The following is a 21,333-nucleotide window of genomic DNA, read 5'->3' as shown; positions in this document are numbered from 1 at the left end:
AGGTCGGACGTTCCATGACACTAATTCCGAAATGCATGATCGAAAGTCCGAACTGATGCATAAGCCCAATCTGCCACCGCGCGTATCCACCGATGTCGTGAGCGAACTGCTCCTAGGGATGCGGCTGTTCGGGGTCGACTACCGGCGGGTGCTCGCGGCGCGGCCGTTCGGGCTGCGGTTCACCACGGTCAGCGGGCGCGCCCAGTTTCATTTCGTGGCGCGGGGGCCGGTCTATCTGCGCAATACCGCGGGGGACGTCCGGGTGATGAACTCCGGGGACGCGGTTCTGTTGCCGCGCGGGGGCGTGCACGCGCTCGTCTCGGACCCCGACGCGCCGGACGAAGACATGGCGCTCTACAAGGCCGATCCGCTTTGCGCCAATATCAGCGGGATCAATACGTGCGGGGCGGCCGAAGACGCCGCTTCCGGCGCGCTGCTGTTCAGCGGGTGCATGGAATTCGATCTGGGCGGCATGCATCCGCTCGTTTCGCTGATGCCCGAAGCGATGTTCGTGAATACGCTGCTCGACCGGTATCCGGAAATCCTGCCCATGCTCGAGGCGATGGCGCGCGAGGCGAAAGAGGCGCGGGCCGGCTATGCCGGTATTCTGGCGCGGCTGGCGGATGTCGTTTCGGCGTTTATCGTGCGCGGCTGGGTCGAATGCGGATGCGGGGACGCCAAGGGCTGGGTGGAGGCGCTGCGGGACCCGCGGCTGGGGCGCGTGATCGTGGCGCTGCATCGCGATCCGGGGCGTGACTGGACGCTGGCTGAACTGGCGGCGGAGATGGGCAGTTCGCGCTCGGTCTTTGCCGAACGGTTCATGGCGGTGACCGGTACGACGCCGGTGCGGTACCTCACCCAATTGCGGATGCAACTGGCGACGCAATGGATCGCGCGCGACGGGGTGCCGATCGATACTGCCGCGCAGCGGCTGGGGTACAACTCGCAGGCTGCGTTCAGCCGGGCGTTCAAGCGGGTCGTCGGGGTGCCGCCAAGCGCAGTGCGGGCCGGCGCACAGGGCGCGGCGTCTGTGGACGGATAGCCGGATCGCAATCCATCGAGAGCGGCGTGTTATTGCGCGGTCGAGCTGAGGGCCTGGGGTCTTGGCGCGGGGGTGTCCCTGTCTGCGAGGTGCGCGACGAGATCGTTGATCTCGGCTGCGGGGACGGGGCGGCTATAGAGGTAGCCCTGCCCGAGATCGCAGCCCAAGGCCGTGAGACCGGCGGCCTGATCGGCGGTCTCGATGCCTTCGGCGAGGACGGTCTTGCCGAGCTTTTTGCCCAGCGCGACGATGGATTCGATGACAGCGCGGGCGGAGGGGCTTTCGTGCATGGAATCGACGAAGCTCTTGTCGATCTTGAGGAGGTCGAAGGGCAGGCTGGCCAGATAGGCGAGGGAGGAAAAGCCCGTGCCGAAATCGTCGATGGCGATTTTGACGCCCAGGGCCGAAATGGCCTGAAGCGTCGCGATGGCCGAGTCCTTGTGAGAAAGCAGGATGCTCTCGGTGACTTCGATTTCCAGCCGTTCGGGCGCCAGGCCGCTTATGCGCAGGGCGGCGCGAACGTCCGCCACGACGTCGGACAATTCGAACTGGACAGGGGAGACGTTGACGGCAACCGAAAGGCATTCGGGCCAGCTCATGGCCTGGCGGCACGCCTGTTCGAGCGCGAACCGGCCGATTTCGGCAATGAGGCCGGTTTCCTCGGCGACGGGGATAAAGCGATCGGGACGCATCCGTCCGTGCCGGGGATGCTCCCACCTGATCAGTGCTTCCGCGCCGACAGGTGACCCGCCGGCGAGCGCATACTGAGGCTGATAGTGCAGGCTGAGCTGGTTCTGCCGCAGCGCGGCGCGCAGCTCCTCCTCGATGCCGCGCCGAACGGCGACATTGTCGTCCATGCTCGGCTCGAACATCGCCATCTGGTCGCCCGGGCGCGTGGCCGCAATCGCAAGAGCCATATCGGCATGGCGCAGCAGGGCCTCGCCGCCTTCCCGGGCGCCGGCGGCGAAGGCCCAGCCGCCACTGACGCCGATGACCGCGTGGTGGCCCGAGAGATTGAAGGGGATGGCGAGCAGGCCGACGATTTCCGCAAAGACCGCGGGAGCGTCCGCGCTGGCCTCGGGACCCGAAATTTCGATGGCGAACCGGTCGCCGCCGAGCCGGGCGACCGTCTTGTGTCCGGCGGCAGTCAAGCGGCTCACGACTTGGCGCAACATCTCGTCGCCAAGCTGATGGCCGAGTGTGGCGTTGACCGACTTGAACCGGCGCAGGTCGATGACGAGCACGCCGATCTCGGAGGCGGGCCCGAGCGTATGGATTTTCTGCTCGAGGAGTGCCACGAAACTCGTGTGGACCAGCGCGCCCGTCAAGGCGTCGTGCTCGGCGAGGTAGCGCAGTTCGGCCTCGTGCTTGCGGCGCGCGGTCACGTCGCGGAAGGTGAGGGTGGCAAAGGCCCGGCCGCTGGTGCCGGTCGCGACGCGGGATTCGGTGATGACGTACTCGATGGTGAACGTGCCGTTGGGCATCCGGATGTCGCGTTCGCGGGCAATGCTGGCATTGCCCAGGGCGGGGGACGTTTCCTCGAAGATCTTGTGCAGGTCGTCCAGGAACGGGCCGGGCATGACGTCGGCCACCGGCGCGCCCACGAGGTCGTCGCCGAGCCAGGATTTGGCAAGACCGCTCGCTGCGAGGATGCGCCGGTTCTCGTCGACGACGATGACGCCGTCGAAATTGTCGTCGACCACCCGCCGCAGGACGTCCTGCATCTGATTGCGCTCGCCGGTCACCCTTTCGATGATGAACTGGCGGATCCGGGTCTCCGACAGGATGCGCCAGATACCGTAGAGGGCGAGGCCGACGAGCAGAGGGCCTGTCGGTATCATCGTCGCTTCAAACTGGTAGGCGCCGTGGGCGGCGGCTTCGGCGCCAAGGGCGAGGCCAACCGTCGCGGCCAGCGCGTTCCAGAGGCCCACGCGGCGGTGCGCCGCGAGCATCAGCGCGAGAAAGACGCCGAGCAGCGCCAGGGCCGGGGCCGGACCGGTGGATGCCAGCGCGCGGTCCTGCGCGACGCTTTCGGCGGCGAGGACCTGGATCAGCGCGCCGGGGATTGCACCCTGTCCGGGGGTGAAGAAGAAATCCTGAAGCTCGACGGCGCTGGCGCCGATGATGACCGATTTGCCCATGAAGGCGCCGGGGGACACGGTGCCGTCGAGAACAGAGGCGGCGGATATTGTGGGGATGCTGGCGGCGGAAATGCCGAAATCGATGCCGATGGCCGGCGGAAGGGCCTCGCCGGGATGGAGCCACATCGGAAGAGAGCGGACGAGGGTGCCGCCGATGGCCATCGCGCTGGGAAGTTGCCGGGCCTGGCCGGCGTCATCGACGATGACGTTCACCGAGAACGGGTCGACGTGGCGGAGAAAGCGCTCCAGGGGCCGCGCGTTGTGGATCTGGCCGTCGCGGGACTGTTGTCCGAAGGCAGCGAGATAGGCGTAACCGCCCGAGGCTTCGAGCGCTTCTTCGAGACGAGCGTCCGCGGCTTCGGTGCTGCGGGCGCTGAAGTCGATGTCGACAAATACGTCCGTTGCGCCCGCGTCGAGGGTCGCGTCGATCAGGTCGGCATAAAGATCGCGCGGCCAGGGCCAGACGCCGACCGCTTCGAGGCTGGCCGCGTCGAGCGCGACGAAGACGATCTCGCCGGAGGCTGGCTGATCGCGCAGCGCAAAGCGGGCATCCATCAGCGGGCGGTCGATGGGATTCCAGAACGTGGCGAGGGCCGCGGCGCACAGGATCGCCAGACCGGCGAGAACGCGCCGGGCGGTATTGGATTTCAACGCCTTGCCTGCTGCGTGGACCATCGCTCGCCTAGCCGAAGGTTCCTCCCCGTTTCACCGTTCATCTATCGGCGCGCTCCGTTTCCCAAGCATTAAGGGGGCGGCATATCTCGATCGATGGTTAAGGCAACCTTGCGGCGGCCCGGCTTGATCGGGGCGATTGGCTGTGCATGCTGGGGCGAAACGCACATACGCAAGGAGAACGGTCATGGCGGTGATGCCCGAACAGCCCAAGCTCGATATTGCGGCGCCCGAATTCGCGCTTGCCGACGTGATGGGCGAGAACGGGGCGGTGATCGTTTTCATCTGCAACCACTGCCCGTACGTCAAAGCGGTTGTCGGGCGGCTGGTGGCGGCGGCGGATACGCTGCGGGCAGAGGGGATCGGCTTTGCCGCGATCTGCTCGAACGATGCGGCGTCGCACCCGGAGGATTCGTTCGAGAACATGGGGCGGTTCGCGCGCGAGCACGGGCTTACGTTTCCCTATCTGCACGACGAGAGCCAAGCGGTCGCGCGGGCCTATGAGGCGGTGTGTACGCCGGATTTCTACGGGCTCGACGGGGCCGGGACGATCAAGTATCGCGGGCGGCTCGACGAGGGGCGCAAGGACGCGCCGTCACCGGGCGCGAAGGCTGAACTCGTGGAGGCGATGCGGATGATCGCGGCGACGGGGGAGGCGCCCGGCGAGCAGGTGCCTTCGATGGGATGCTCGATCAAATGGAAGGCGGCGTAGCGGCGCGCGGATAGGGGCGCGCCGGACGGCAGCCGAGCAAAACGTCCGCGGTTCAGACCGCGGCGAACGCTCCGGTGACCATCAGGACGGCGGCGAACAGCCCACACATTGCGGCGCCCGCGAGCGCGGCGACGGTCATCGAGACGGCTTTCTGCGTTGAAAGTTTGTCAGACATGGCGGCACCCAAGCCGGGGTTCCCGGCCCTTACAACGTTACGCAATTGCCCCCAATCACCGGCGTTTCCCCTTACTGGAAGCCGCCGGAATTCCAGTATGCGCGCTTAACGGAGCGTTGTGCAGAAAACTAAATTTGAAGGTAAATTGTTTGTTTAGGCGGAGCGGTCCGTGCGGGGGCCGTATACTCGCTAGAACCTCTTGCCCAGCTCTTCGGCCATGATGTCGAAGACGAGGCGGACGCGGCGGGAGGTATTGAGCTCGCGGTGGGCGGTGAGCCAGACGGGAATGGGTATGGGATCGAAGTCGGGCAGGACCTGCCTGACGGAGGGCTCGGGGTCGGCGATCCAGTCGGGCATGACGCCGATGGCGACCCCCTGTTTGACGAGTTCCCAATGGACATAGTGGCTGCCGGTCACGAGGGGGAAATTGTCCTTTGTGAGCTTCAGGCCCAGACGATTGAGGGCCTCGATCATGGTGTCGCCGATGTCGAAGGAGATGAAGTCGGCGCGGCTGAGATCATCGACCGTCCGGGGATTTCCGATGCGCTCGAGATAGGCCGGCGTTGCGTAGAGGCGGCCGAAATCGTCGCCGATCATTTTGGCGATGAGGTCGGGCTGGGTGGGGCGGAAGCTGCGCACGGCGATATCGGCCTCGCGGCGCCTGAGGTCGATGGCCGCGTTGGTGGCAACGATCTCGATGGCGATGCCTGGCGCTTCGCGGCGCAGGCGCTCGACGATCGGGGGGAGGAGATAGGCCGAATAGATCTCGCTTGCGGTGATGCAGATCGTGCCTTCGATGGACTGGGCATTGCCCGAGGCGGCGAGCGAGACACGGTTGGCGGCGTCACCCATGGCGCGGACGTGGTCGAGCAGGCCGAGACCGGCTGGGGTGAGGATCAGGCCGCGGCCGGCGCGCTCGAAAAGGACGACGCCCAGTTCGTCCTCGAGGGCATCGACCTGGCGGCCGAGGGTCGGCTGGGCCATGCCGAGCGCGCGTGCGGCCGCGGAGAGCGACCCTTCCTCGGCGGTGACGAGGAACGCCCGCGCGCGGTTCCAGTCGAACTTTATTGCGCGCCAATCCATGCGTGATTGCATAACAGAAGTAGGAATTTCGTCAATTCTGTTGAGGTCCGGGCGGGCATAGAACTGCGCCATCACATGTTCGCAGATCAATGGAGACGAAAGATGAAAGCTGCTGTTTATGAGACATACGGGCCGGCGGATGTGCTTAAGATCAAGGATGTGCCGCGACCGGAGGCGGGCGAGAACGGCGTTCTGGTGCAGGTTTATGCCAGCGCGGTGACGAGCGCGGACTGGCGCATGCGTGCCTCTGCGTTTCCCGGCGGGCTCTGGCTGATGGGCCGGCTGATGACCGGGCTGATCAAGCCCAGGCACAAGATCCTCGGCGTTGCGTTCGCCGGGCGGGTGGTTTCGGTGGGTGCGGCGGTGCGCGGGTTCAGGCTGGGCGATCCGGTCTTCGGGTTTTCGGGCAGCGGCGCGCATGCGGAATATGTGGCGGTGGATGCCGATGGGCCGGTCGCCAGGATGCCCGAGGGCCTTGGCTATGACGAGGCGGCGGCCATTCCGTTCGGCGGGCTGAGCGCGCTGGTATTCTTGCGGGATTTCGGGAAGATCACGGTCGGGCAGAAGGTGCTGGTGACCGGGGCGTCCGGCGCGGTCGGCGTGTTTGCGGTGCAGATCGCCAAGCATTTTGGCGCCGAGGTCACCGGGGTTGCGAGCACGCGGAATGTCGAGTTCGTGCGATCCCTCGGGGCCGCCCGGGTGGTCGATTATACCCAAGACGATTTCACGCGCGGGGGCGTGCAGTACGACGTCGTGCTCGATACGGCTGGCGTGTCGCGGTTCTCGCAGGCCAAGCGGGTGCTCAAACCCGATGGCGTGTACGTGCCCCTGGAATTCGGCCTGCAGACAGCCCTGCATGCGCTCTGGCGCAAGATCGCCGGGGGCAAGCGGATCGCGATCGGGGTTTCCGGGGACAGCAAGGCCGATACCGAAACGCTGGCAAACCTCGCAGAGCAGGGGGCGTTGCGTTCGCCCGTGGGGCACCGGTACCGGTTCGCCGACATCGCCGATGCGCACCGGCAGGCCGAAAGCCGGCACAGCCGCGGAACCGTAGTGGTTACGTTCGAACCGATGCACGCCAAGGAGGCTGCGGTGCCCCAAGCGGTTTAGGTTCGCCCTGCCGCGGCGAGGAGGTTGGGCAGGATGGCGAGGTTCGCGTCAATGGGCCGCGCCGTCGCGAGGTTCCAGGCCATCGAAAGCGCGCAGTGGGCCGCGGCCCAATCGAGGAGGCGTTGCCGATCGTAGCCGAGGATTTCGGCGAAGGTGCGGGCACGCCTTTCGATTGTGGCCGGGGCCCTGGCCGTATCGAGCGCACCTATGGGGTTCTGGAAGGCGTTGGCGAGGTCGTAGGCGGGGTCGCCAAGGATGCCCTTGGCATCGATGACGCACCAGCCGCGCGGTCCCCTGAGGATGTTGTCGTGGTGAAGGTCGCCGTGGAGCGGGACCGGTGTTGGCGACGTGGCGAGAAGAGAGGCGCCGAGTGCCTTGGCCTTTTCGATATCGGGGCGATGCGGCTTGGGCCAGCGGGTGAGCGGGGTGTCGCTTAGCGGGGCGCACCAGTCTGCGAGGGACGCCAGACCGGCAGGCGGGTTCGGTCGCGGCGTGTGCAGGCGCTTTGCGACGCCGCCGAGGAAGCGGGTCGCCGCTGCGTCGTCGCCGGCATGAACGGTGGCGCTCAGCTCCGGGCCATCGAGCCATTCCATAAGGATCGCGTTGTCCTCGCGGTCGAGGATGCGAACGGCGCCGTCGCCGCCGAGCCATTCGAGGAATGCGATGCCGGTCAGCTCGTTCATGCCATAGGGCTTAAGGATCTTGAGGACGACCGGGGTTTCGTCGCGGTGGGCGCGGTAGACATGGCTGGAGGGCGTTTCGGCGATGAGCGCGAGTCTCGTCAACGCCCAGTTGGCGGCGGCGTCACTATGGGGGGCGGGCATCGGGCGGCTCGTTGCGGGCGGAGCGAACCAATTTACGCAGGTGGGCGCGCAGTTCAAGATCGCCGTTCTTGACGCTGGCCTTTAAATGTAACATATAAAGTTACATGAGACGTGATACGAAACTGTCGGCGGCGCTGCATGCGCTGCTTCATATGGTCGAGCAGGACGAGCCGATGACCTCGGCCGAACTTGCCCTGTGCATGAGCACCAATCCGGTCGTCGTGCGGCGCACGATGGCGGGGTTGCGCGAGGCGGGGATCGTGCGGTCGACGAAGGGCGCGGGGGGCGGCTGGGAGATGGCGCGGGACCTTGCCAAGGTCACGCTCATGGATGTCTACGAGGCGCTCGGGTCGCCGAGGCTGCTAGCGCTGGGGCTCGGGGCGGACAATCCCGACTGCCTCGTGGAGGTGGCGGTCAACGATGCGCTGGCCGACGCGTTCGCGGAGGCGGAGGCGCGGCTGGTGTCGCGGTTCGGCGCGGTGACGCTCGCGGCGCTTTCGCAAGATTTTCACGGGCGGCTCGACGCCCATTATGCGGACCACAAGAGGTAGTCACAATGGCATTCGATTGTATCGTCGTGGGCGGCAGCTATTCAGGGCTCGCCGCCGCGCTGCAGCTCGCGCGCGCCCGGCGCAAGGTACTGGTTATCGATGGCGGCCAAAGGCGGAACCGGTTCGCCTCGGAATCGCACGGGTTCCTGGGGCAGGACGGACGGGCGCCCGGCGCGATTGTCAGCGACGGGCGGGCGCAGCTACTGGCGTATCCGAACGTCACCTGGATCGATGGACAGGCGGCGTCCGCCGAGCGGGCCGGCGACGGGTTCGGGGTCGCGACGGCGGACAGCACGGTGCACCGCGCGCGGCGGCTGGTGCTGGCGACGGGGGTCGTGGATCGGCTGCCCGAGGTGCCTGGACTGGCCGAGCGGTGGGGAAGAAGCGTTTTTCATTGCCCCTATTGCCACGGGTACGAGCTCGGGGGCGGGGAGATCGGCGTCCTGGCGATTTCGGCGCTATCGATGCACCACGCGCTGATGGCGCCCGATTGGGGGCGGACGACGTTCTTTCTCAACGATGCGTTCGCGCCCGACAGCGAGCAGATTGCGCAGCTCGAGCGGCGGGGCGTCGCGATTGAGCGTACGCCGGTCGCGGAAATCCGGGGCGAGAAGGCGGAAGTGGTGCTCTCCGATGGGCGGGTTTTCGCGCTGGAGGGGCTTCTGACCGCAACGCGGGTCGAGATGGCCAGCCCATTGGCGGCGCAACTCGGGTGTGCGTTCGAGGAGACGCCGATGGGCGACATCGTTACGACCGACATGACCAAGGAGACGAGCGTTGCCGGCGTCTTCGCCTGCGGGGATGCGGCGCGGGCCGCGGGGTCGATCGCGCTTGCGGTGGGCGACGGGACGATGGCGGGGGCCGCGGCGCACCGGTCGATGTTCATGCGCGAGGACAATGCCACGGCGGCGTGACCGGCGCGGCGGGCAATCGGGGCGCGGTGCGTGCCCCGATTATCGAGCTATCCCGCACCGGTCAGAGCTGGGCGGCCTCGGGAGTATACCCGGCCTCGCGGATGGCCTTTTCAGCAGTGGATCGGTCTCCAGCAACCGTGACACGGTGGCTTTGAAGGTCGATATCGATGTCGGCGCCGGGCAGTTCTTTCGCCAGCGCGCCGCGGATAGCCGCTTCGCAATGACCGCAGGTCATGTCCGGGACGGTGAAGGTTATGGGGTCGGTCATGCGTTCATCCTTTCAGGGGCATCGGATTGCGCCAGATCTTCGAGGATCGGGCAGTCGGGACGGTTATCGCCCGCGCAGCAGTGGACGAGGTGTTTCAACGTGTCGGTCATCGCCCGAAGCTCGGCGATCTTTTGTTCGAGTTCCGCAATATGGGCGTCGGCAATGCGCTTGACGTCGGCGCTGGCGCGGGACTTGTCCTGCCAGAGGCCCAGGAGCGCCGCCGTCTCGTCCATGGAAAAGCCCAGCGTGCGGGCGCGCTTGATGAAGCGCAGGGTGTGGACGTCTTCGGCGCCGTAGACGCGGTAGTTCGACTGCGTGCGGCCGGCGGGCGCGATGAGGCCGGTCGATTCGTAATAGCGGATCATCTTGGCGGAGACGCCGGAGGCGTTTGCGGCCTGGCCGATGTTCATGCACTGACCTCCTTGAGCGATGTGGTTTCGGTGCGGTTTCCGTCCGCGAAGGGTGGTGTGAAGCCCTTGAGGCGCAGGGCGTTCGAGACGACGCAGACGCTCGAAAGGGCCATGGCGCCGGCAGCGAGGGCCGGCGAGAGAAGAATGCCGAAGGCCGGGTAGAGAACGCCGGCGGCGACGGGGATCAGCAGCGCGTTGTAACCGAAGGCCCAGGCGAGGTTCTCTTTGATGTTGCGCATCGTTGCGCGGGAAATCGCGATGGCCTGGACCGCGCCGCGGACGTCGCCGCCCACGAGCACGACGCCGGCGCTTTCAATGGCGACGTCGGTGCCCGTGCCGACGGCGATTCCGACATCGGCTTGCGCGAGCGCGGGCGCGTCGTTGATGCCGTCGCCCACGAAGGCGAGCTTTCTGCCGCCCTCGCGCAAGCGCCCGACGGCTTCGATCTTGCCTTCGGGCAGAACCTCGGCGACGACCTTGTCGATGCCGAGCTGGCGGGCAATGGCGTCCGCCGTAGCCTGATTGTCGCCGGTGATCATCGCGACCTCGAGGCCCATGTCGTGGAGGGCGGCGACGGCGGCCTTCGAGGTGGGCTTGACGGGATCGGCGACGGCGATCGCCGCGGCGAGCCGGCCGTCAATGGCGGCGTAGAGCGGGGTCTTGCCGCCGCGGGCGAGGGTTGTCGCGGTTCGGGCGAAGGCGGCGGTGTCATAGCCGAGCTTTTGCATATAGCGGTTGGCGCCGACTTCGACCTTTCGACCCGAGACCGTGGCGGCAACGCCGTAGCCGGGGAGGGCTTCGAAGTCCCTGGCGGTCTCGACGTGCAGGCCTTTGGCCCTTGCGGCGTTCACCAAGGCTTCGGCGATGGGGTGCTCGGAATTGGCCTCCGCGCCGGCGATGAAGGCGAGGGCGTCATCATCATCGATCCCGTCGGTGACGAGGTCGGTGAGTTCGGGGGCGCCTTTCGTGAGGGTTCCGGTCTTGTCGAGCGCTACGATGCCGACTTCCCGCAGGGACTGGAGCGCCTCGCCCTTGCGGAAGAGGACGCCGAACTCGGCGGCGCGGCCGGTGCCGACCATGATCGAAGTGGGGGTGGCGAGGCCCATCGCGCACGGGCAGGCGATGATCAGCACGGCAACGGCGTTGATCATGGCGAAGGTCAGGGCCGGATCGGGTCCGAAGATGACCCAGATGCCGAAGGTCAGGACCGCGATGGCGATGACGATGGGAACGAAGACGGCAGTGACCTGGTCGACAAGGCGCTGGATGGGGAGCTTGGAGCCCTGCGCCTGTTCGACGAGGCGGATGATCTGGGAGAGCATGGTGTCGGCGCCCACCTTGGTCGCGGTGAAGCGGAAGCTGCCGGTTTTGTTGATGGTGCCGCCGATCACGGCATCGCCTTCGGCCTTGGCGACGGGAACGGGTTCACCGGAGATCATGGATTCGTCGACATAGGAGGAGCCCTCGGCGACGGTGCCGTCGACGGGGATTTTTTCGCCGGGGCGGATGAGGACGATGTCGCCGGAAACGACTTCGGAGACCGGTATATCGATATCCGCGCCGTCGCGGTGGACGCGGGCGGACTTGGCCTGCAGGCCGATGAGGCGCTTGATGGCGGCGCTGGTTTCGCCCTTGGCGCGGGCCTCGAGCAGCCTGCCCACGAGGATGAGGGTCACGATGACGGCGGCGGCCTCGTAGTAGAGGTTGTGCGCCGACGCGGGGAGGACCTGCGGGGCGAAGGTGACGACGACCGAATAGAGGTAGGCGGCGCTGGTGCCCAGGGCGACGAGGGCGTTCATGTCCGGCGCGCCGCGGAAAAGCGTGGGGAAGCCGGTGGTTAGGAAGCGGCGGCCCGGGCCGAAGAGCACTGCCGAGGCGAGGGCGAAATAGACGATGCCGAGGACCTGCGCCGGGACGAGGCTCGTGAGCCACATGTGGAAGGGCGGAAAGAGGTGGCTGCCCATTTCGGCGATGAAAAGCGGCAGGGTGAGTGTGGCGGCGATGGCGACGTCGCGGGTCAGGGTTTTGATTTCGCGCGCTTTTTTCTCCTCGCGGGACTCTGCTGCCGGTGCGTCCGACAGGCGGCGGGGGGTATAGCCGGCCTTCTCGATGGCGCTCTCTATGGCGGGCAGGGTGTCGTCGCCCGCGACCTTAAGGGTGGCGCGCTCGGTGGCGAGATTGACGGCGGCGGATCTGACGCCGGGGACGGCGGCGATCGCCGTTTCGACGCGGCGGACGCAGGAGGCGCAGGTCATGCCTTCGACGCCGATTTCCAGCGTGCGGGTCTCGACATCGTAGCCGGCGGATTTAACGGCCTCGGCGAGCCTTGCGGTGGAAAAGCCCGGGGTCGTGGTGATCGTGAGGGTCTCGCTGGCGAGGTTGACGGTGGCGCTTGCGACGCCTTCGACGCCGGAGGCGGCGGTTTCCACGCGTTGGACGCAAGAGGCGCAGGTCATGCCTTCGACCGGCAGGACGAGAGCGGAATTATGGTCAGTCATGGTGTCGATCCTTTATCCGGCCCCCGATATAAGGCTTCCCATGATGGGAAGGTCAAGGGCCGGACAAAAGAAAGGCCCTGCCGCCGGTGGTGGCAGGGCGCAATTTTCATCCGTATGCTGACCACGATGAAACCATCGTGCGCTGCGCGGGTGTCTTAAGGCCCCGGCCGGCCGGAGGTCTAGGCCATCATCTTGTTCTTGATGAAGCCCACGATGAGCTGCAGGACGCCGCCGCCAACGCCGCCGCTGATCAACTGGCCGACAATGGCGCCGATCTCGCCGCCACCCATGCCGGTCATGGACCCGAAAACCCAGCCGCCGCCCAGTCCGCCTATGGCGCCGGCGACAAGATTGCCGACGTTTCCAAGATCGGACTGTTTGACAGCCTTGCCTGTGGCAGCGCCGCCTGCGGCGCCGCCGATAAGTTGTGCTATAATTGCTGCAATATCCATCAGTCTTCCCCTCCGCTTTTACAGCATCGTCCCCACAAGCCGATTATAAATCATGCATTTGTTCGAACAAGCGTTTTAAGCAGCTTTTAATCAACATTACATCATGTTTAATTATTTATTTGTGAGTGGGTCCGAGACGGAAAAACGCCCGCCCCGGGGATCGGGACGGGCGCAGTTCCGGTGACAAGCCTCGCTGCGTTAGCGGCGGTCTACGTAGTAGGACGAGACTTCGTCGGCAAGGAAGCCGACCGAGCGCACCGAGCGGTCGATCACCGCGCACTGGCCGCGGAAGTCGTCGCCGGTGCAGATCGTGGCGGCGATATCGCCTTCCACTTCGGCGGAGCGGATGCGGTTGTTCCAGAAGGTGCCAAGCGAACGGTCGCTGTCGCCGTAGCCGACACAGAAGCGGCGGCCCGAATAGTTGTAGTTCTCAAAGAAACAGATACGGCCGCTCGCCGGAGGCGTTGCGCCGGGACGCTGGCCCGAGCCGATCGAGAAGCTGAAATTGGGGGTCTGCACCGAAATGCCGACTTCGGGTTCAGAAGGGCGCGAGGGCGTGCCATTGGAGATGGGGCGCAGGTAGTTGGCCGATGACCAGCCGCGCACGTTCGGCGCCTGGATGCGGCACCAGCTGCCAGAGGTGTTGCACTCCACGACCTCGACGACCTGATTGGCCTGCAGCGAGCCCACAACGTTGTAATTCGTGCCAGGTCCCGAGCGGACGTTGAGCGCGGTGGTGGCGTAGGCTTCATAGGCGAACGCCGCGGACGCGCTGGCGATCAGCCCGGCGATGGCAAGAGCCGCAGCGGCGGCGAATTTCCTGAACGACATAATGCTCTCCCTCAGAGGCAATGGCTTTATTTTGAAAAGGCCGCAAATGCCTTTTTGGTTCCTTGCCGAAACGCGCACTGGTCTGCGCTATTCCGAACAACTCGCACTGCATTTAGCGTATTGCAGTTGAACCGGACATGAACATTGTGACCGAGATTTGGGATTGCCGCAAAGGGGCGGTACAAATTCACTGCGTTACAGGTTGAACCGAGTCGGGGACGTGCAGCCATGAAGATCGTCAGCATCAATATCGGTCGTCCGGAGCCGATCGACCCGAGACGCCCCGAGGTTCGCACGGGGATATACAAACGGCCGGTCGAGGGGCCTGTTGCGGTGACCCGGCTGGGGATCGCCAAGGACGCTGTCGTCGATACGCATAATCACGGCGGACCGGATCAGGCGCTTTATCTCTATTCGAGCGACGACTACCGCTGGTGGGCGGATCAGGGTGTCGCGACGGAGCCGGGGCAGTTCGGGGAAAATCTCACTGTATCGGGGCTCGAATCGTCCACCTTGTGCATCGGCGACCGGCTGATCGCGGGCGGGGTGGAGATGGAGGTGACCGCGCCGCGCATTCCGTGCGCGAAATTCGCGGCCAAGATGGGCGACCCGGGGTTCGTCAAACGGTTCCGGGATGCGGCGCGGCCGGGGGCCTATCTGCGGGTCATCGCACAAGGACAACTCGAGGCGGGGCAGGCGCTCAGGCTCGTGCCGTTCGCCGGCGACAGGCTTACGCTCGAGGACCATTTCGAGCTTGTCTTCATGAAGACACTTCCAGGGCGCGACGTGGTGGAGCGCCTTCTGGCCCTCCCGATCGCCGAGCGTGCACGGAATATTGCGTTGGCATGGCGTGCGGCGCATCTGGACAATGCCTAGAGACGCCGCAGACCCGCCTATCAGGTAATGACGCGCTTCTTGCCGTCGTCGTCGAGCGCCACATAGATGAAATGGGCGTCCGAGACCTTGGTGCGCGTGGGGTTTTCGCGGTTCTTGGTCCAGCCCTCGAGACCGATGGTGATCGAGGTGGTGCCGATTTTTTCGATCCACGCATAGATGCACAGCACGTCCCCGACCTTGACCGGGGCGATGAAGGTCATGCCCTTGACCGCGACCGTCGCCACGCGGCCGCCGACGCGCTCGATGGCGCAGATGGCACCGGCGATGTCCATCTGGCTCATGACGTAGCCACCGAAGATGTCGCCGGCCTGGTTGGTGTCGGCGGGCATGGGCATGGTGCGGACAGTCAGTTCGCCCCTGGGTTCGGTCTGCGTGTCGATGGTCGTCATTTGCGTGAGGTCTGCCATATGTTCCTATCCCGGATTGCGGCCGACCCTTTCTTCCCAGTGCCGGCGGCACAGTGAAATGTATTTGTCGTTGCCGCCGATGTCGACTTGTTCGCCCTCAAGGATCGGCGTGCCGTCGGCGTTGAGACGCACGACCATCGTCGCCTTGGCGCCGCATTCGCAGATGGTGCGGATTTCGCGCAAGGTGTCGGCGATGGCGAGGAGCTCGGCCGAGCCGGGGAAGAGCTTGCCCTGGAAGTCGGTCCTGAGCCCGTAGCACATGACGGGGATGCCGAGCCGGTCGGCGACGCGGGCGAGTTGCCAGACCTGTTCGGGGGTCAGGAACTGGGCTTCGTCGACGAAAACGCAGCTCAAGGGGCCGGCTGTGTGGGCCGCCTCGATCTGGGCAAAGAGGTCGTGCGATGCGTCAAAGAGGCGGGCGTTGTCGTGCAGGCCGATCCGGGAGGCGATGACGCCGGTGCCGGCGCGGTCGTCGAGGGCGGCGGTGAACAAGAGCGTGGCCATGCCACGTTCGCGGTAATTGTACGATGCCTGCAGGAGGATGGTGGATTTGCCTGCGTTCATTGCGGCATAGGAAAAGTAGAGTTTGGCCACGCCCCGCGCCTTGTCCGGTGTTCGCTTTTTCCGGTTTTAGCGCGGTCCGCGCGCTATGGGGCGGCAGGTTCCCGGGCGTCCACAGGTTCTTTGAACAAGAAAAAACGGCCGCCGGGGGTGGCGACCGCATGGAGGTGCCGATTGGGAGTCGGCGTGGGCCGGTGCGGGTGTGGCCCGTTTTGCGGGGCAGCGGCGGGGTAGGCCGACTGCGGGGGCGACATTAGGTGGGGCAGATGACATTGATGTGACGCATTTTTTCGCCATAACCAGTTCATCGTCCGTTCAGGCGGTGTTTCCGATCCTGGCGCCGACACTTACCCTTGACTTGGAGTTTCACCATGATTTCTGGATTTGGCGGAACGCTGATGCGTATGGTTGCGGCGGCGGGACTTGTGCTGGGCGCGATGGCGCCGGCGATGGCCCTCGATCCGACGGGGATCTGGGAGCCGGACAACAAGGAATCGCGGTACGAATTCACCTATTGCGGTGACAATGGCGACCGGCTGTGCGCCGAGCTGATCTGGATCCGCGAGGACGTTCAGGACGCCCGGAACACCAAATACCTCAACACCTACATCTTCTCGGATGCGCGGCAGATCGCGGGCAATCAGTGGAAGGGCAATGTATCACTCGAGGGCTTCAACATCGACGGCACGCTGACGATGCGCAATCCCGACGAGATGGCGCTCAATGCCTGCGCGCTCTTTGTCTTCTGCGAGAAAATCCACCTCACCAAGGTCACGGAATAGACGCGGCGGGCCTTTTCCTCAACGTGGGGATGACCTCCACCAGAACGATGGCCATGAAAATGCAGCCGGCGCCGAGATAGCCCAGCGGCAGGAGGCGTTCGCCGAGGACAACGGCACCGCCCAGGGCCGCAAAGAGGCTTTCGGCCGAGAGGATGATCGCGGCGTTGGCCGGAGGGACGTGCTGCTGGCCGATGGCCTGGAGCGTGAAGCCGATGGCGGTCGAGAAGACGCCGGCATAGAGGATTTCCACCCAGCCAAGGCTGAGGGCCTCCATGGTCGGCGTTTCGATGGCGAAGGCGCCAACGAGGCTCAGGAGGCCGGCGATGAGGAAGCTGGCCGAAGAAACGAAGATCGGGCGCCCGGTTTCCTTAGCGAGAAAACCCAGCATCAGGACGTGCAGCGCCCAGAAGACGGCGCTGCCGATGACGAGCCCGTCGCCGGGGTTGAGGCCGTCGAGCCGCGCGCCGTTCAGGAGGTAAAGCCCGATCAACGCGACGGGTGCGCAGAGCCAGACGATCTTGTGCGGCGGGGTACGGAACACGACGAGGAGGATCAGGGGCACGAAGAAGACGTAAAGGCCCGTGAGGAAGCCCCCGTTGGTGACGGTGGTGTGGGCGAGCCCCGCCTGTTGCAGCCACGAGCCCATGAAGAAGTTGAAACTTAGAAAGCCGATCAGGAGCCATTGGCGGCGCGTCAGGCGTTGTGGCTGGCGGCGGTCCTCGCGCAGGGCGAGCGGGACGATGAGCAGGCCGCCGAGGAGATATCGCGCGGCGAGGAAGGTCAGCGGACCCATCACGCCCATGGCGGATTTCTGCGCGATGAAGGCGAGGCCCCAGACGATTGTGGCGAGCAGCAAACAGCCCAGGGCGACGGGACGGGACATGGGCGCGGGGGCGGTCGTGGCGGTCATAGTTCGGCGTCCAGCGCGGCGATGAGGCGGTCAACTTCCCCGGGTGTCGTATAATGCACGAAGCTCACGCGGAGGACGCCGGTTTCCGGCGCGAGCCCCAAGCGCTGCATGAGGCGGTAGGCGTAAAAATCGCCGCCCGAGGCCATGATCCTGTGGCGTGCGAGACGCTTTGCGGCGGCAACGCCGGGTTCGTCGAGCGCAATGGAAACGGTGGGTGCGCGGCGGGACGGATCGGTGGGGCCGATGAGGCGCAGGTCGGTGCGGGCTTTGAGATAGTCCATGAGCGGGGCGAGGAGGACCTGCTCCTGGTCGTGCATGGCTTGCGCGGCGCGGCGGAAGGGGTTGGTCTCGCCGGTCTTGGGGGCGAGGGCGGCGACGGCTTCGAGATAATCCGCGATACCGGCGCTCGCCGCGATCTGGGCGTGATCGGGGCCCGCGGGGGTCATGCGCTTGCGCGGCAGGCCGGCATTGAAGAAATGGCCCTGATTGGGGAGCGTGGCGTTGATTTCGGGACGGATGACCATGACGCCCTGGTGGGGGCCGTAGGTCTTGTAGGCGGAAAAGAGGTAGATGTCGGTGCCCAGCGCCGCGACGTCCGGGAGGCCGTGGGGCGCATAGGAGACGCCGTCGACGACCGAAACGATGTTTTGCGCGCGCAGTCTTGCGGCGATGTCGGCGACCGGGTTGATCTCGCCTACGATATTCGAACAGTGCGGGAAGGCGACGAGGCGGACGGTGTCGTCGATGAGCGCGTAGAGGTCTTCAGGGTCGAGGTGGCCGGTCTGCGGGTCGGCGCTCCATTCGCGCACGGCGATGCCACGCGCGGCGAGCTTGCGCCAGGCGCCGGAATTGGCCTCGTGATCCTGATCGGTGACGATGACGGCATCGCCAGCAGAGAGCCATTCGCCGACGGCGGTGGCGAGCACATAGGTATTGGCCGTCGTCGAGGGGCCGAAATGGATCCAGTCGGCGGTGACGCCGAGGGCCAGGGCGAGGCGCTCATGGGCCAGATCCATCGCCGCGCCGCCGGCTTCGGATGCCGGGTAGGGTGCGTAGGGCTGGACCTTGGTGCGGGTATAAAAGGCGTTCAGCCGGTCGAGAACGGGCTGTGCGGTGTAGGAACCGCCGGCGTTTTCAAAGAATGCCCAGCCTTCGAGGTCCGGCTCGGCGAAAGCGGGAAAGAGCGCGCGGACGGCTCGCGGATCGAGCGGCAGGTTTGCGGATGTCATGGGGGCACCGGCTGGAACGTTTCCAGCCAGTACTAGCCATTCGCCGGAGCACGGGCAAGAGCAGCCTGATGGACGGCCTCAACTCGCGATGTATTCGCGCAGGGCGCCGGCTTCCTGCTCGGCTTCCTCGATCTTGCGCTTGACCACGTCGCCGATGGACACGACGCCGACGAGCTTGCCGTTATCCATCACCGGCAGGTGACGGAAGCGGCCGTGGGTCATCTTGGCCATGACTGTATCGAGGGTGTCGGTCGGGGCGCAGGTCTGGGGATTTTTCGTCATGATCGAGGCCACGGTCCTGGCCATGAGGCCCTCTTCGGTCCGGGCGAGCTGGCGGACAACATCGCGTTCGGAAATGATGCCCGAGAGAGAGCCGGTGTCATCGACGACGAGGACCGCGCCGATATTGTGTTTGGCCAGGGTGGCGACGAGCTCGGCCACCGTCGAACGCGCCGGAACCGTAAAAGCGTCGTGGCCTTTTTCCGCGAGAATGTTTTCGACAAACATTGGTCTACCTCTTCGTGCAAGCCCTGTTAGCTTGCCTTGGCGCAGGCAAATTCGCAAGCGCTACGAAAGTTCGGGCTTTCCCGGTGGCGGGAACCGCTGGCCGGCGCTATAGCTTTGCGGCGGAGAGACATTTCGGAACAAAGGCGGGGACGCACCATGCAGCTCTTGTCCGACGCGCTGTTGCGCGTCCAACCCTCGGCGACGGTCGGGATCAGCCAGCTCGCGCGGCAGATGGCGCAGGCGGGGACCGACGTTATCGCGCTTTCGGCGGGGGAGCCGGATTTCGACACCCCCGAGCACGTGCGCGCCGCCGCGGTGGCGGCGATCGGGGCGGGCAAGACGCGCTATACCAATGTCGACGGGATCGTCGAACTCAAGCGCGCGGTGGCGGCGAAATTCAGGCGCGACAACGGGCTGGACGTCACCGAAGACGATTGTTTCGTCGCCGCCGGGGGGAAGCAGATCATCTTCAATGCGCTTCTTGCGACGCTCAATCCGGGCGACGAGGTGGTGGTGCCGGTGCCCTATTGGGTTTCCTACCCCGAGATCGTGCGGCTGGCCGGGGCTGAGCCTGTCTTCGCGCAGGCGAGCCAGGAGACGGGGTTCAAGCTGACGCCCGAAGCGCTCGAGGCGGCGATTTCCGAGCGGACCAAATGGGTGATGCTCAACACCCCGTCGAACCCGTCGGGTGCGGCCTATTCGGCGGACGAGCTGCGCGGGCTCGCGGCGGTGCTGATGCGGTATCCGAACGTGCATATCCTCACGGACGACATCTATGAGGTGCTGGTTTACGACGGGCGCGAATTCGCGACTATCGCGCAGGTCGAGCCGGGGCTTGCGGGCCGGACGCTGACGATGAACGGGGTCTCGAAATCGCATGCGATGACCGGGTGGCGGATCGGGTATTGCACGGGGCCGCGCGAGATCTTGAAGGCGATGACCAAGCTCCAGGGGCAGTCGACGACCAATGCGTGCTCGATCTCGCAATGGGCGGCGGTCGAGGCGCTCAACGGGCCGCAGGGGTTTCTTACCGGGTGGCGCGAGGTGTTCCAGGAGCGGCGCGACATGGTGGTCGCGCGGCTGCGGGCGTGCGAAGGGCTCGACTGCCTCGTGCCGGAGGGGGCGTTTTACGCGTTTCCCTCATGCAAGGCGCTGATCGGGAAAACGAGCGCCGGCGGACGGGCGCTTGCGACCGACGAGGACGTGGTGATGGCGCTGCTCGAAGAGAACGGCGTGGCGCTGGTGCACGGCTCGGCGTTCGGGCTCGCGGGGCATTTCCGGATTTCCTACGCGGCTTCGGACGCGGAGCTGATTGCGGCAATGGACCGGATCGAGGCGTTTTGCGCGGGAGTGCGCTAAGCTCGACAGGGACGGGCGCCGGCCGGCGTCTGTCCCATGCATTTTCGCATACTAAAGGGACGGAATTGGTTAATTTCCGTTTGGGTTGCGCGGGGCTATAGCGTGTTCATGCGCATCCGGCGCGGTTGGCCGTGCCGGATATTTACCCAACAGATCGTCGTGTCGTGCTCATGCGCGACGCGCCTGGCCGGGCGCCGCCCGGCGACGGAAGGATATTGCCGTGACCGTTTTCAACCATCCTCAATCGAAATCCTATGGCCGGATCGCCGGCCTGTTCTATATCGTCATCGCGGTTGCCGGCGTGTTCAGCATCGCCTATGTGCCCTCGGTGGTCGTGGTGCCCGGCGATCCGGCGGCGACCGTTGCCGCGATTGACGCCAATGCGGGGCTCTTCGGCCTCGGGGTCGTCGGCGATGCCGTCGTGATGCTGTCCGAAATCATGCTTACCGCCATGCTCTATTTCATGTTCCGTCCGGTCAGTCCGGCGCTGGCCCTCGCGGCCGCATTCGCGCGGCTCACCATGGTAACGGTGATGGCTGCGATGCTGTTCTTTACCGCATTGGCGCTCGATACGATGGGCGGGGCCGTGTATCTGGGGGTCTTCGACGTCGCCCAACGGGAGGCGCTGGCGCTGCTTTTCCTGGACGCACACGATTTCGGTGTGGTCATCTGGCAGCTCTTCTTTGCGCTGCACCTTGTGCTGCTGGGCTATCTCGTGCTGCGGTCCGGAGCGTTCCCGAAGATATTGGGCTTCGCGATGACGGTCGGGGCGTTCGGCTATCTGCTGGATAGCGCCGTCGTTTCGGGGATCGCGGACAGTGTGGCGCTCACCTATGCGAGTTACGGGCTCCTTGGCCTCGTGGCGCTCGGCGAGATTGGCTTTGGCTTGTGGCTCCTGATCCGGGGACCGGGCACGTTCACGCACCGGGATGGCGCGCGTGCCTTGGAGGCCGGGCCGGTGGCGGCGTAGGCGGACAGGCCGGCTGGTCGGGAGCAGG

23 protein-coding genes are annotated in these 21,333 nt (G+C 65.6%); 9 read left to right on the top strand and 14 right to left on the bottom strand.

The genetic code is table 11. The annotated features are described in order from the left end of the window. Positions 1–31 precede the first annotated feature (31 nt). Positions 32–1,042 carry an AraC family transcriptional regulator gene (locus tag LSG43_RS10205; RefSeq protein ID WP_231803741.1) on the top strand — a complete coding sequence of 337 codons (1,011 nt, stop codon included), beginning with the start codon at positions 32–34 and terminating at the stop codon, positions 1,040–1,042. Between the two features lie 29 nt (positions 1,043–1,071). Here the strand turns inward: LSG43_RS10205 and LSG43_RS10200 are convergent, their stop codons facing one another. Then, a complete protein-coding gene (locus tag LSG43_RS10200) occupies positions 1,072–3,858 on the bottom strand; it encodes an EAL domain-containing protein (protein WP_231803739.1) in 2,787 nt (928 codons plus the stop codon). A gap of 184 nt (positions 3,859–4,042) precedes the next feature. On the opposite strand from LSG43_RS10200, the gene LSG43_RS10195 reads away from it, so the two are divergent. Next, on the top strand, positions 4,043–4,567 hold the full coding sequence (locus LSG43_RS10195; RefSeq protein WP_231803737.1) for a thioredoxin family protein: 525 nt from the start codon (positions 4,043–4,045) through the stop codon (positions 4,565–4,567). Positions 4,568–4,619: 52 nt separating this feature from the next. Here LSG43_RS10195 and LSG43_RS16490 read toward each other — a convergent pair whose 3' ends face one another. Further along, complete coding sequence (locus LSG43_RS16490; RefSeq protein ID WP_255714143.1) at positions 4,620–4,742, bottom strand: hypothetical protein; 123 nt, start codon at positions 4,740–4,742, stop codon at positions 4,620–4,622. A 189-nt stretch (positions 4,743–4,931) separates the two neighbouring features. Beyond that, positions 4,932–5,825 (bottom strand): LysR family transcriptional regulator, encoded by an 894-nt coding sequence (locus LSG43_RS10190; RefSeq protein WP_231803735.1) that lies wholly within the window; start codon positions 5,823–5,825, stop codon positions 4,932–4,934. Between the two features lie 102 nt (positions 5,826–5,927). Here LSG43_RS10190 and LSG43_RS10185 point away from each other — a divergent pair, with 102 nt between their 5' ends. After that, positions 5,928–6,935, top strand: a complete 1,008-nt coding sequence (locus LSG43_RS10185; protein ID WP_231803733.1) for an NAD(P)-dependent alcohol dehydrogenase — start codon at positions 5,928–5,930, stop codon at positions 6,933–6,935. On the opposite strand, the gene LSG43_RS10180 is transcribed toward LSG43_RS10185, so the two are convergent. After that, positions 6,932–7,759 carry an aminoglycoside phosphotransferase family protein gene (locus LSG43_RS10180; RefSeq protein ID WP_231803731.1) on the bottom strand — a complete coding sequence of 276 codons (828 nt, stop codon included), beginning with the start codon at positions 7,757–7,759 and terminating at the stop codon, positions 6,932–6,934. The genes LSG43_RS10185 and LSG43_RS10180 overlap by 4 nt on opposite strands. A 104-nt stretch (positions 7,760–7,863) precedes the next feature. On the opposite strand from LSG43_RS10180, the gene LSG43_RS10175 reads away from it, so the two are divergent. Both LSG43_RS10175 and LSG43_RS10170 read left to right on the top strand, forming a co-directional pair. Continuing rightward, a complete protein-coding gene (locus tag LSG43_RS10175) occupies positions 7,864–8,310 on the top strand; it encodes an RrF2 family transcriptional regulator (RefSeq protein WP_231803729.1) in 447 nt (148 codons plus the stop codon). A 5-nt stretch (positions 8,311–8,315) separates the two neighbouring features. Further along, positions 8,316–9,224, top strand: a complete 909-nt coding sequence (locus LSG43_RS10170; protein WP_231803727.1) for an NAD(P)/FAD-dependent oxidoreductase — start codon at positions 8,316–8,318, stop codon at positions 9,222–9,224. 61 nt (positions 9,225–9,285) lie between these two features. Here LSG43_RS10170 and LSG43_RS10165 read toward each other — a convergent pair whose 3' ends face one another. The 5 genes from LSG43_RS10165 to LSG43_RS10145 form a co-directional block, all read right to left on the bottom strand. Then, the gene (locus tag LSG43_RS10165; RefSeq protein ID WP_231803725.1) at positions 9,286–9,492 is read right to left on the bottom strand and encodes a heavy-metal-associated domain-containing protein; all 207 of its coding nucleotides are present in this window, start codon (positions 9,490–9,492) and stop codon (positions 9,286–9,288) included. Continuing rightward, the gene (gene cueR, locus LSG43_RS10160; protein WP_231803723.1) at positions 9,489–9,902 is read right to left on the bottom strand and encodes a Cu(I)-responsive transcriptional regulator; all 414 of its coding nucleotides are present in this window, start codon (positions 9,900–9,902) and stop codon (positions 9,489–9,491) included. Before cueR ends, LSG43_RS10165 begins: the two co-directional genes overlap by 4 nt. Continuing rightward, entirely contained in the window at positions 9,899–12,400 is a 2,502-nt protein-coding gene (locus LSG43_RS10155) for a heavy metal translocating P-type ATPase (RefSeq protein WP_231803721.1), read from the bottom strand. Before LSG43_RS10155 ends, cueR begins: the two co-directional genes overlap by 4 nt. Before the next feature lie 179 nt (positions 12,401–12,579). Further along, on the bottom strand, positions 12,580–12,852 hold the full coding sequence (locus LSG43_RS10150; RefSeq protein WP_231803719.1) for a hypothetical protein: 273 nt from the start codon (positions 12,850–12,852) through the stop codon (positions 12,580–12,582). A 198-nt stretch (positions 12,853–13,050) separates the two neighbouring features. Then, positions 13,051–13,683 (bottom strand): SH3 domain-containing protein, encoded by a 633-nt coding sequence (locus LSG43_RS10145; protein WP_231803716.1) that lies wholly within the window; start codon positions 13,681–13,683, stop codon positions 13,051–13,053. Positions 13,684–13,911: 228 nt separating this feature from the next. On the opposite strand from LSG43_RS10145, the gene LSG43_RS10140 reads away from it, so the two are divergent. Next, positions 13,912–14,559, top strand: coding sequence for an MOSC domain-containing protein (locus LSG43_RS10140; protein WP_231803714.1), 648 nt, complete (start codon positions 13,912–13,914; stop codon positions 14,557–14,559). Between the two features lie 20 nt (positions 14,560–14,579). Here the strand turns inward: LSG43_RS10140 and LSG43_RS10135 are convergent, their stop codons facing one another. Then, positions 14,580–14,987 (bottom strand): acyl-CoA thioesterase, encoded by a 408-nt coding sequence (locus LSG43_RS10135; protein ID WP_231803712.1) that lies wholly within the window; start codon positions 14,985–14,987, stop codon positions 14,580–14,582. Positions 14,988–14,993: 6 nt separating this feature from the next. Next, the gene (locus tag LSG43_RS10130) at positions 14,994–15,581 is read right to left on the bottom strand and encodes a thymidine kinase (protein ID WP_231803710.1); all 588 of its coding nucleotides are present in this window, start codon (positions 15,579–15,581) and stop codon (positions 14,994–14,996) included. Positions 15,582–15,919: 338 nt separating this feature from the next. On the opposite strand from LSG43_RS10130, the gene LSG43_RS10125 reads away from it, so the two are divergent. Beyond that, positions 15,920–16,330, top strand: a complete 411-nt coding sequence (locus LSG43_RS10125) for a DUF2147 domain-containing protein (protein ID WP_231803708.1) — start codon at positions 15,920–15,922, stop codon at positions 16,328–16,330. On the opposite strand, the gene LSG43_RS10120 is transcribed toward LSG43_RS10125, so the two are convergent. From LSG43_RS10120 to LSG43_RS10110, 3 genes are all read right to left on the bottom strand, one after another. After that, on the bottom strand, positions 16,320–17,240 hold the full coding sequence (locus LSG43_RS10120) for a DMT family transporter (protein ID WP_231803706.1): 921 nt from the start codon (positions 17,238–17,240) through the stop codon (positions 16,320–16,322). The two genes, LSG43_RS10125 and LSG43_RS10120, sit on opposite strands and share 11 nt — an antisense overlap. After that, the gene (locus LSG43_RS10115; RefSeq protein WP_231803704.1) at positions 17,237–18,469 is read right to left on the bottom strand and encodes an aminotransferase class V-fold PLP-dependent enzyme; all 1,233 of its coding nucleotides are present in this window, start codon (positions 18,467–18,469) and stop codon (positions 17,237–17,239) included. The genes LSG43_RS10120 and LSG43_RS10115 overlap by 4 nt, the downstream gene beginning before the upstream one ends. Positions 18,470–18,547: 78 nt before the next feature. After that, positions 18,548–18,976, bottom strand: a complete 429-nt coding sequence (locus tag LSG43_RS10110; protein ID WP_231803702.1) for a CBS domain-containing protein — start codon at positions 18,974–18,976, stop codon at positions 18,548–18,550. A gap of 156 nt (positions 18,977–19,132) precedes the next feature. Here LSG43_RS10110 and LSG43_RS10105 point away from each other — a divergent pair, with 156 nt between their 5' ends. Next, complete coding sequence (locus LSG43_RS10105) at positions 19,133–20,335, top strand: pyridoxal phosphate-dependent aminotransferase (protein WP_231803700.1); 1,203 nt, start codon at positions 19,133–19,135, stop codon at positions 20,333–20,335. A 220-nt stretch (positions 20,336–20,555) separates the two neighbouring features. Continuing rightward, complete coding sequence (locus tag LSG43_RS10100; RefSeq protein WP_231803698.1) at positions 20,556–21,305, top strand: DUF4386 domain-containing protein; 750 nt, start codon at positions 20,556–20,558, stop codon at positions 21,303–21,305. Positions 21,306–21,333: the final 28 nt, after the last annotated feature.

Origin of the sequence: Pelagibacterium xiamenense, from assembly GCF_021166475.1 — a bacterium.
Classification (GTDB): Bacteria; Pseudomonadota; Alphaproteobacteria; order Rhizobiales; family Devosiaceae; genus Pelagibacterium; species Pelagibacterium xiamenense.
Note: the sequence above shows the minus strand (reverse complement) of the source record. Positions and strands in the feature narration are given on the sequence as shown.